The 10,619-nt window shown below is 45.7% G+C and carries 8 protein-coding genes; 4 read left to right on the forward strand and 4 right to left on the reverse strand.

Going from position 1 to position 10,619, the window contains the following annotated elements; translation table 11 throughout:
- Positions 1-291: 291 nt before the first annotated feature.
- A complete protein-coding gene (gene uvrA, locus D2V93_RS09635) occupies positions 292-3,069 on the reverse strand; it encodes an excinuclease ABC subunit UvrA (protein ID WP_119619322.1) in 2,778 nt (925 codons plus the stop codon).
- 248 nt (positions 3,070-3,317) lie between these two features.
- Here uvrA and D2V93_RS09640 point away from each other — a divergent pair, with 248 nt between their 5' ends.
- A complete protein-coding gene (locus D2V93_RS09640; protein ID WP_072879309.1) occupies positions 3,318-3,899 on the forward strand; it encodes an RNA polymerase sigma factor in 582 nt (193 codons plus the stop codon).
- Positions 3,900-4,148: 249 nt separating this feature from the next.
- Here D2V93_RS09640 and D2V93_RS09645 read toward each other — a convergent pair whose 3' ends face one another.
- Positions 4,149-4,811 (reverse strand): endonuclease III domain-containing protein, encoded by a 663-nt coding sequence (locus D2V93_RS09645; RefSeq protein WP_072879311.1) that lies wholly within the window; start codon positions 4,809-4,811, stop codon positions 4,149-4,151.
- Between the two features lie 56 nt (positions 4,812-4,867).
- Between D2V93_RS09645 and bcp the strand changes: the two genes are divergently transcribed.
- On the forward strand, positions 4,868-5,320 hold the full coding sequence (gene bcp, locus D2V93_RS09650; protein ID WP_119619323.1) for a thioredoxin-dependent thiol peroxidase: 453 nt from the start codon (positions 4,868-4,870) through the stop codon (positions 5,318-5,320).
- 407 nt (positions 5,321-5,727) lie between these two features.
- On the opposite strand, the gene D2V93_RS09655 is transcribed toward bcp, so the two are convergent.
- Positions 5,728-7,179 (reverse strand): nicotinate-nucleotide adenylyltransferase, encoded by a 1,452-nt coding sequence (locus tag D2V93_RS09655; protein ID WP_072879315.1) that lies wholly within the window; start codon positions 7,177-7,179, stop codon positions 5,728-5,730.
- A gap of 89 nt (positions 7,180-7,268) precedes the next feature.
- Here D2V93_RS09655 and D2V93_RS09660 point away from each other — a divergent pair, with 89 nt between their 5' ends.
- Both D2V93_RS09660 and D2V93_RS09665 read left to right on the forward strand, forming a co-directional pair.
- The gene (locus D2V93_RS09660) at positions 7,269-8,033 is read left to right on the forward strand and encodes an MBL fold metallo-hydrolase (RefSeq protein ID WP_119619362.1); all 765 of its coding nucleotides are present in this window, start codon (positions 7,269-7,271) and stop codon (positions 8,031-8,033) included.
- A 104-nt stretch (positions 8,034-8,137) separates the two neighbouring features.
- Positions 8,138-8,641 carry a hydrolase gene (locus D2V93_RS09665; protein ID WP_119619324.1) on the forward strand — a complete coding sequence of 168 codons (504 nt, stop codon included), beginning with the start codon at positions 8,138-8,140 and terminating at the stop codon, positions 8,639-8,641.
- Between the two features lie 272 nt (positions 8,642-8,913).
- Here D2V93_RS09665 and D2V93_RS09670 read toward each other — a convergent pair whose 3' ends face one another.
- Positions 8,914-10,587: a BspA family leucine-rich repeat surface protein gene (locus D2V93_RS09670; protein WP_119619325.1), complete on the reverse strand. Its 1,674-nt coding sequence runs from the start codon at positions 10,585-10,587 to the stop codon at positions 8,914-8,916.
- Positions 10,588-10,619 lie beyond the last annotated feature (32 nt).

Raw genomic sequence — 10,619 nt, forward strand, 5'->3', positions numbered from 1 at the left:
GAATGTGTAGGATATTTACTTCAAACACAGGGAGTCCAGTAGGCAGTCTGTAGTAAAATCTTTAAACTTGACAGCTGTTTTCAAAATAACAGGGAATGAGCGCTATGGTTTGTTTTCCATGGCCTTTTAACACAAATTGGTACGAATGCCAAATCTCACATTTCGAGCGTATCGATGGTAATCAGGAAAAATTCTCGAATTCGGTCCTTCGGAAATCGAGCCGACAGTAACTCAACAACCCATTACCGAAGTACCAAAATCTAGCATCTATTGTCTATTTCCTATCGTCTGTTAGAGCTTCTCCCGCAAATATTTGGCCGTATGGGAATCCTTGTTCAGGGCAATTTCCTCAGGGGTTCCCTCCGCTATAAGTTGTCCACCATTTTCCCCTCCTTCAGGTCCAAGGTCAATGATGTAATCTGCGCATTTGATGAGCTCGATGTTGTGCTCGATCACAATAATGGAATGCCCCTTGGCAATCAGTTCGTCAAAGGATTTCAACAATTTTTTGATGTCATGGAAATGTAGCCCGGTCGTTGGTTCATCAAAGATGAACAGGGCTTTTTCCTTTGTGTTTCCCTTCACTAAAAAAGAAGCCAGTTTAATACGCTGAGCCTCACCGCCGGATAGGGTGGAGGAGGACTGACCCAAGGTAACGTAGCCCAGCCCTACATCTTGCAGTGGCTGCAATTTGCTCACGACCTTGTCCTGTTTGTATGTCTGAAAATAAGCAATGGCATCGTCAATGGTCATGTTCAGGATGTCATCGATGTTTTTGCCCTCAAATTGCACTTCCAGGATATCTTTCTTGAAGCGTTTGCCATTGCACACATCACATTCCAAATGCACATCGGCCATAAACTGCATTTCTACGGTAATCTCACCTTCACCCTTACATTTTTCACATCGGCCTCCATCCACGTTGAACGAGAAATGTTTGGCTTGATATCCCCTTAATTTGCTCAGCTTTTGGGAAGCAAATAGGTTTCGGATGTCATCGTAGGCCTTTATATAGGTGACAGGATTGGAACGGGAAGAACGCCCGATGGGATTCTGGTCCACAAATTCCACATGCTTTATGTGCGAATATTTTCCTTCAATGGAAGTAAACTGCCCTGCCTTTTCACCATAACCGCCCACTGCTTGAAGAATGGTGGGGTAGAGGATTTTTTTGACCAAGGTACTTTTCCCACTTCCCGAAACCCCTGTGATCACGGTAAGTACATTTAAGGGAAAAGTGACATCTATATTTTTTAGATTGTTTTCCCGTGCACCTTTGATCTGGATGTAATGTTTGGAATTTCTACGCTCTTTGGGCACGGCTATTTCTTGGGTCCCGTTCAGGTAGGCTGCGGTAAGTGAGCTGGATTTCAAAATGGCCTCCATGTTACCCGTGGCCACGACCTCACCGCCCAAGGTACCTGCTTCAGGGCCTATGTCGATGATCTCGTCCGCCGCTTTCATGATATCTTCATCGTGCTCCACCACAATAACGGTATTGCCCAAATTTCGCAAGGATTTCAATACCTCTATCAGATTTTCGGTGTCCCGGGGATGTAGACCGATGCTGGGCTCGTCCAAAATATACATGGAACCCACAAGACTGCTGCCCAGCGAAGTGGCCAGGTTGATCCGCTGGCTTTCCCCTCCTGAAAGGGTGTTCGATTTTCGGTTGAGGGTCAAATAGCCCAACCCCACCTTGTCCAAAAACTCCAATCGCGTGGTGATTTCCTGGAGCAAGCGCTTGGAAACCGTCCTATCATGTTCCGAAAGTTGGAGTTCCCCAAAAAAGGGCATCAACCGTTTGATGGGCAGTTCAATCAGGTCCGAAATGGATTTTCCGCCCACTTTCACATAATCTGCCTCTTTGCGGAGCCGTTTTCCCTTACATACGGTACACTTTGTCTTTCCTCTGTAGCGGGAAAGCATCACCCGGTTCTGTATCTTATAACTCTTTTCTTCAAGTTGTGCGAAAAATTCATGGATTCCTGTAAAATGCTCATTACCGTCCCAGACCAATTGTTTTTGTTCCTCCGAAAGTTCAAACCAAGGTTTGTGAATGGGAAAATCAAACGTATAGGCAGAGTTTACCAATTGGTCCCTGTACCAGCCCATACTTTCTCCACGCCAAGGAAAAACTGCGTTCTCATATACCGAAAGTGCAGTATTGGGGATCACAAGGTCCTCATCAATACCGATGACGTCCCCATAGCCCTCACACTTGGGACATGCACCATACGGATTGTTGAAACTGAACAAATGCACATTGGGTTCCAAAAATTTCATGCCATCCAATTCAAACTGGTTGCTGAACGATTGGGTTTCGCCAGTTTGAAGGTTCTCAATGGCGCAGACCCCTTTCCCCTCAAAAAAAGCATTGTCCACCGCATTGGCCAATCGGTTATAAAAATCCTCATCGTCCTTTACAATGATACGGTCCACAACAAGGTCAAATTCCCTTCCAATATCGTTCGGGGCCTGATCTATCCGTAAGACCTCACCTTTATATTTGATACGGGCATAGCCCTGTTTGGAAAACAGCTCCAATGATTTGATGGGGTCCCTGTCCTCTCTGATGATGACGGGGGCCAAGAGCAACAGTTTGCTCCCTTCTTCCAATACTTTGATATGGTTGATGACGTCCGATACCGTATGTTTTTTCACCTCGTTACCTGAAACGGGGGAGATGGTCTTGCCGATACGGGCGTACAATAATTTAAGGTAATCATAGATTTCCGTGGTGGTCCCTACCGTTGACCTTGGATTGGTGGAGTTGACTTTTTGCTCAATGGCAATGGCGGGGGCTATACCTTTAATATAATCCACCTTGGGCTTATCCAGTTTGCCCAAGAACTGTCGGGCATAGGAGGAAAGGCTTTCCACATACCTCCGCTGGCCTTCCGCATAAAGGGTATCGAAGGCCAATGTGGACTTGCCCGAACCCGACAGTCCGGTAATCACCACCAGTTTGTTCCTGGGGATTACCACATCTATATTTTTGAGATTGTGCAGTTTGGCACCTTTTATAATGATGTGCTGCTTGGGATCAAGGTCGGTAATGACTGCCATTTGTTAAAATTAGGGTCTCAAAGATACGATACACATCACTTAATACGTATATTGCATCAGTTAACATATAAAAAACTGCAACTCACAACATAGTTTTTAGGTCGCCTACCTAAATCTATATATTTGGAGTGTAATTAAAAACTGAATAGGCCTATACAGCATAATTACTTTTTAAGATTAAAAACTAAATACCAAAAAATCTTTCCTGAAAAGGGAGGGTGATGATTTTAACCAAAAAAGTAATTTGTATGGAACTACAGATTAATGACTCGATTTTAGTAAAGAACTATATTGCCGGAGATGAGAAGGCGCTAGAAATACTCATCAACAGGCACAACCAAAGAATCACCAGCTTTATTTACTCAAAGGTCATGGACAGGGATGTTGCAGAGGACATCTTCCAAGATACCTTTATCAAGGTGATCAAGACCCTAAAAAGGGGTTCGTACAGTGAAGAGGGCAAGTTTCTTCCCTGGGTAATGCGAATCGCCCACAACCTTATCATAGACCATTTCCGTAAGAACAAAAGAATGCCCAAGTTCGAGGGAAGTGATGATTTCAACATCTTTTCCGTGATCAAGGATGAAAAATTGAACATTGAAAAGCAGATCATCAAAGATCAGATCGAGAGCGATCTCACCCTTTTGATAGAGGAATTGCCCGAAGATCAAAAAGAAGTGTTGATTATGAGGATCTACAAGGACATGAGTTTCAAGGAAATCTCCGAAAACACTGGTGTCAGCATCAATACGGCTTTGGGCCGAATGCGATATGCGCTTATCAACTTGAGAAAAATCGTTGATCGCAAGAATATCGTTTTAACGAATTAATAGCGCATTACATCGAACGTTGCAATATTTCCATTTTACTGGCGTTATCTATTTGAAACATTTACGCTAGAATATGGAAAATATTTACTCTGAAGAACAAAAATCCGTGAAAACGGTACGAGCTAGCCAAAAGACCGTAAATTTTTTGCTTAGCTACTCCAAATCGATTCATGTAGTTGACTACAAAAAGCATCAGTTTGAAGTAACATTAAATTAATTTAAGGATCAAACTGACAGAAAGAGCCGCAATTAGCGGCTCTTTCTGGTTTTATAGTATTCCTCGATCACCGTTTTCCGCCCTATGGTCTTGGTGATAACATCCTTCTCCAAGTCCCAGCCACGGGCAGGGGAATATTCCCTTCCATACCAAATGATCTGCAGGTGAAGCCTGTTCCACAATGCCTCTGGGAACAACCGTTTGGCATCCCGTTCCGTTTGCACCACATTTTTTCCATTGCTGAATCCCCATCGGTACATCAACCTGTGGATATGCGTGTCCACAGGAAATGCAGGAATGCCAAAAGCTTGGGAAACCACTACGCTGGCCGTTTTGTGGCCCACGGCAGGTAGTTCCTCCAGCAGTTCAATGCTCCTGGGCACCTCCCCATTGTATTTGTCCACCAAAATATGGGAAAGACCATGTATTCCTTTGGATTTCATCGGGGAGAGTCCCACAGGTTTGATGATTTCCCGTATTTCTTCCACAGAAAGCTTGATCATGTCAAAGGGATTATCGGCCCTTTCGAACAAAAGTGGTGTGATCTGGTTCACCCGAACATCAGTACTTTGGGCAGATAGCAGCACGGCCACCAAAAGGGTATAGGGGTCTTTGTGGTCCAATGGAATGGGAATGGTAGGGTAGAAGTCGTCCAAGGTTTTAATGGTGAAATCAACCTTTTCTTGTTTGGTCATATTTGTTTAACTTTGCATATATAAATATTAAACAATAAATTCAAGACAGAAAGCGCATGAATATGTTAAAAGTAGGGGATAAAGTACCTGAATTTTCCGCAAAGGACCAAGATGGGAACACAATTAATCTCAGCGATTACAAAGGAAAGAAATTGGTCGTCTTTTTCTATCCAAGAGCCAATACACCGGGTTGCACCTTGGAAGCCTGCAATTTGCGGGACAATTACAAAAAGTTACAGGACCAAGGTTTTGAACTCTTGGGCGTAAGTGAAGATTCTGAACGCAAACAGGCCAATTTCAAGAAGAAATATAAATTTCCTTTCCCCTTATTGGCCGATGTGGACCATACCGTGATCGATGCCTTTGGGGTTTGGGGACCAAAAAAATTCATGGGGCGTACTTTTGATGGCATCCACCGAACCACTTTTTTGATTGATGGTGACGGCGTAGTGGAAAAGGTCATCGACAAGGTAAAGACGGCGGACCACGCCGCGCAGATTCTTGTGTAGAGCAGGTCACACGAAGAGGCCAAAGAGCCAAATAAAAGACTTCAGATCACTGGATTGTTGGATTTTTCGATTATCTGATGTCTGAACATTTATTGGTGCAATTCGTGTCGAATTAGAAACAAGAGTATAGACCCTAGAAAATAGACTTTGGTATTTGGTGTTATTCGATTACTCGATGATCGTCATACTTGTCATTCTGAAAACACGGAGTGTTTGAAGGATCCGATCCAGAATGGGATTCTTCGCTTTGCTCAGAATGACAAAAATCATTGGAAATTGGATTTCCCCTTTCTCTTTAACCTTTGACCCTTCACTATGTACCCAAAGCCCACATCCCACAATTTTGTACACTCCTTGAACTTGAACTTTGCACTTGAGTTTGATTTTTAGCCAAATAGAACAATCTCCTATTCCTCCACTTCAAGTACCTTTCGGGTGAAAAGATGTTTTTGTTTGATGATCTCGGCAATACCTTCTGGCAGTTCGTCTTCCCATCCCTCTTCGTTGTTGATGATCTTCTTGAGCACATCCCTCGAGAAAATATGGAGCACTTCCGGATCGTAATCGATGATGTCCATCACCTTGCCATTGTACTTGAAGAATTTGTACAGTTCCTTCATCCGTGGGTGCACTTTTACGTTGTTACTGGTCAAGATTTGACCAGTGTTGGGGTCCTTCATGGGGTAGAGGTAGACCTTTAGGTCTTTGAAGAACAATTTTCCAAAGGCTTCCAAAATGCCACCGCTCAAATGACGGTAGTATTTTTCGTCAAAAACATCCACAAGGTTGTTCACGCCCATGGTAAGCCCAATTTTGGCCTTGGTGTAGTTGTTGAAATATTCCACCAGTTTGTAGTATTCTTGGAACTTGGAAATCAATACTGTATGTCCGAGCGAACAAAGTAGTTCTGCACGGTCCATAAAATCCTGCTCATCAATTTCCCCTGAAGCTTTCAGATTGGATAGTGTGATCTCAAAAACAACGATGGTATTCTCATACTCTACCGTCTGTTCCCTGATAAATATATCGTATGACTTCTGGAACATATCCATGTTCACCTTGGTTACGGGCCTGAAACTACCGCGAAGTGCCAAAATACTCTTTTTGTAGAGTACGGCCGCGGGCAAGAGATTGTTGCCATCAGGTCCGAACATGACCGCATCCGTCATATCGTTCTTGATCAATTGGAGGCTCATCAACCTGTTGTCCACATCGGCAAAATTAGGGCCCGTAAAGTTCACCATGTCTATCTCCAAGGTGTCCTTGTCAATATGGTCGTACAGATATTTCAACAGTTTTTTGGGCTTGTGGAACTTGAAAAAAGCCCCATAAATCAAGTTTACCCCCAAAATGCCCAAGGTCTCCTGCTGCAAGCGGGCCTCGTTCTGTTTGAACCGGATGTGTAGCACGATCTCATCATATTCCTTCTGATCGGGATCCAATTGGAATCGGATACCCACCCATCCGTGTCCTTTGTACCTTTTGGAAAAATCGATGGTGGCCACCGTGTTCGCATAGGTAAAGAACAGATAGTTGGGGTTGCTTTCCCTGCTGATCCGTTCCTCCACCAGTCTCATCTCGTGGTCCAGCATCTTCTTCAAGCGGGACTGGGTCACATATCTCCCATCTTCCTCAATACCATAAATGGCATCACTGAAAGACTTGTCATAGGCACTCATGGCCTTGGCAATGGTCCCAGATGCCCCACCTGCCCTAAAAAAATGCCTAGCGGTCTCCTGTCCGGCACCGATTTCAGCAAAGGTTCCGTAGATGTTAGGGTTCAGGTTGATCCTCAGGGTTTTGGCCTTTATGGAAGGTATATTTTCGAAAGCATTTTCTTTGCTTGGTACGGTGGGCATATTCGAAAGTTTACTGTGCCACAAAGTTACACTCTTCATCCAATCTATTACATAAATATGTTATAATTTTGGTTTTCATGGACGACAGGATGACCATTACTTTTTTGGGCACGGGAACCTCACAAGGTATCCCCGTCATTGGTAGTGACCATCCTGTGTGCAAGAGCAAGGATCCCAAGGACCAAAGGTTGCGGGTCTCCGTGCTCATTTCATGGAAATCGTACCATTATGTGATCGATTGTGGTCCCGATTTTCGGCAACAAATGCTGAAAAATCCCATAGACCAACTGGATGGTATTCTCTTTACGCACGAACATGCGGACCATACGGCGGGCATAGACGATATCCGCCCCTTTTTTTTCCGACAGGGGGACATTCCCGTCTATGCCCACGAGCGGGTCATCCATTCCCTGAAAAGACGGTTCGATTATATTTTTGCCGATGAAAACCGATATCCTGGGGCCCCTGCAGTACAGGTATTCCCGGTGGAAAAGGACAGGCCCATTCGCTTGGGCGACCTGGATGTGATCCCTATTGAGGCCTACCACAACCGGCTACAGGTGTTCGGCTACCGATTTGGGGAATTTGTGTACCTCACCGATGTAAAACGCGTAGAGCAGGAGGAGATGAATAAAATAAAGGGCGCTAAGGTGTTGGTTGTGAATGCGCTGCGTGATGAGCCCCACCATTCGCATTTCAATTTGGAAGAGGCCTTGGCCTTTGCCGAACAGGTAGGGGCGGAAAAAACCTATTTTACCCATATCAGCCATATGTTGGGTTTTCATGCGGAAGTGGAAAAAAAACTGCCCAAAAATGTACATTTGGCCTACGATAACCTGAAACTGAAAATATAGGCTTCCCTTATGCGTTATCCTATCGTGCCCTTCGGTTGCCTTGCGTGTAACCTGTCAGTTCGAGCGCAGTCGAGAACTAAATTGATTTTCAAAAGAATTGAACCATGAAGAACAAGATTTTCCTATACCTGTTTGTATTTGCCGCCCTGTTGGCCCTCTATCAATTTGTGGCCGGCAACAAGATGCAAGATGCTTTGAACGCCAAGAATGTGGATGTTGATAGGTTACATGCCGAGGTGGAATCACTGAACGATTCCCTGTTGAAGGCACAGCTGCAAGTCTTGGACATGCAGTATTTCACTTTGGAAAACAACGATGATGCCCTGGCCTATTATGACCATCTCAATTTGGAAAACCCATCGCGCTATATTGAGGACAAATTGTTGGAGACCAACGAAAAATCAGGGGACAATCCTTTGGTGCCCTACGAGGGAATGGAGAGCGATTTTAAGATAAACAAGATCAAGGTACTGAACCACAAATGGATATTGGCCGATTTCTCCGATGGAAAATATTGGGGCGACCTCATCATCAAATATGAACTCAAGGACGACCTGAGCGTGGATTTCACTTTGCTGGATCATCTGCTCTACGCTAGAAGCAATTGATGGGGAAAATTCGGGTTCTGGATTTTGGGTAAAAGGGTCAAAGAATAGATGGGAAGGGGGAAATCCAATTTCCAATGATTTTTGTCATTCTGAGCAACGCGAAGAATCCCTTTCTGGGCGTGGATTCTTCAAACACTCCGTTTTTTTCAGAATGACAAGCATCGCGAATACCGGAAGAACCCAGTAAACCCAATAACGTAACCAGTAAATAAAAATACCGGAAGAACCTTATGGCCCTCCCGGTCTTTGATCTTAACTGGTTTCTTATGCTTCTAGTTACAATTGGTGCCGCCAGCGTCATTGATGGTCCAGCCCTTTTCGTTCACGAAGTAGGATCGGGCTTCTTGCCCAAGGGAATTGTTACAGAAATTCACTCCATCTGCACCCAAGGTAAGGTTGATGGGCGTGGTAAGGTCGCTTTCGGCCCATCCGACCAAGGTGGCACCGTAATTCTCGGGGGACATGCCAGAACCATCAAGCATATTTTCCAAAGATTGGACACTGGAAAGGTTCCATCCACCAATGTTTTGATCAAATGCCGTTGCCCCTTCGAACATACTGTTCATATCGGTCACGCTGGAGGTATCCCAACCACCGATATCCCCATTAAAAGAGGAGGCCAGATAGAACATATTGTTCATATCAGTCACGTTACTGGTGTCCCAACCGCTGATGTCCCCATTAAAAGAGGAGGCCTGATAGAACATATAGTTCATATCGGTCACGTTACTGGTGTCCCAACCACCGATATCCCCGTTAAAGGAGGTGGCCTGAGCGAATACCCCGGACATATCGGTGACGTTGGAAGTGTCCCAGCCACTGATGTCCCCATTAAAAGAGGCAGCATTAGAGAACATACTGCTCATATCGGTCATTTGGGACAGGTCGGGCACGTCCGTGGCGTTATAAACCATGTTGAAGCAGCCGGAAAATGCATTCGCCATGGTCTGCCATTGAACAGCTCCCCATTGTTCTATGGACATAAGTTTAGGTCCTGTAAAGTTCTCTAATTCTTTATAGTTGATGATTGCAGGGAATTGCCCTTTTATGGCCACGGTATAGGTGCCTGCGACTGCATAGATATGCGTGGCCTCATCACTGACAGTGATTTGCTCTATCGTTCCATCTCCCCAATCAATGGCATAGTCGTAGGTAAGGTTGCTATCCGTGCCGATAACAATCTCCTCATTGTCGGTCTCGGTCTTCCAGGTGGTGATAAAGGAGGCGGGGTCGTCGGCCAGACCGACTTCGCCACCCTCGTTCACGTTGGTCACCTTAATGGTGATCTGTGCGGTGGCCGTCCTGTCGCCATCGCTCACGCATACGGTGATGCTGTGCTGGGTTTTGGTCTCAAAGTCCAGTGCCTTGCCCGTGGCCAGGGTAAGCACACCCGTGCCACTGATCATAAAAAGGTCGGTGTCGTTGGTCACAATGTTAAAGCTCAGCGCATCGCCATCCACGTCGGTGGCCACCACGGTGCCTATGGTCGCAGTGTCGGTGATGTCCTCGGCCACGGTGAACTCCTGTGCATCGATCACCGGGGCGGTGTTGTTGGGGTCCGTACCCTCCTTGACCACCTTGATGGTGATGGTGGCCGATGCTGCGTCGGTCCCATCGCTCACCTCCACGGTGATGGTGTGCTGTGCCTTGGTGGCGAAGTCCAGTGCCTTGCCCGTGGCCAGGGACAGTTCCCCGCCAGCGGTGATCTCGAAGAGGGCATTGTCGTTGGTCTTGATGGTGAAGGTAAGGGCATCCTTGTCCGCATCGGTGGCGACCACCGTACCGAACACTTCGGTGTCGCTTATGCCCTCGAAGGCATTGAACTCCTGTGCCGCGATCACGGGCATTGCGTTCTTGGGCGGTGTCGGGCCGTCATCTTTTCCGCAGGACCATACCAGGGCCATGGCGAGGATGGCAACACCTAATTTTTTGATGTAGTTTTTCATGATCAAAATTTTGTTTTACGGTGAATATCAGG

It is taken from the genome of Flagellimonas taeanensis, from assembly GCF_003584105.1.
In the GTDB taxonomy this organism is placed as follows: domain Bacteria; phylum Bacteroidota; class Bacteroidia; order Flavobacteriales; family Flavobacteriaceae; genus Flagellimonas; species Flagellimonas taeanensis.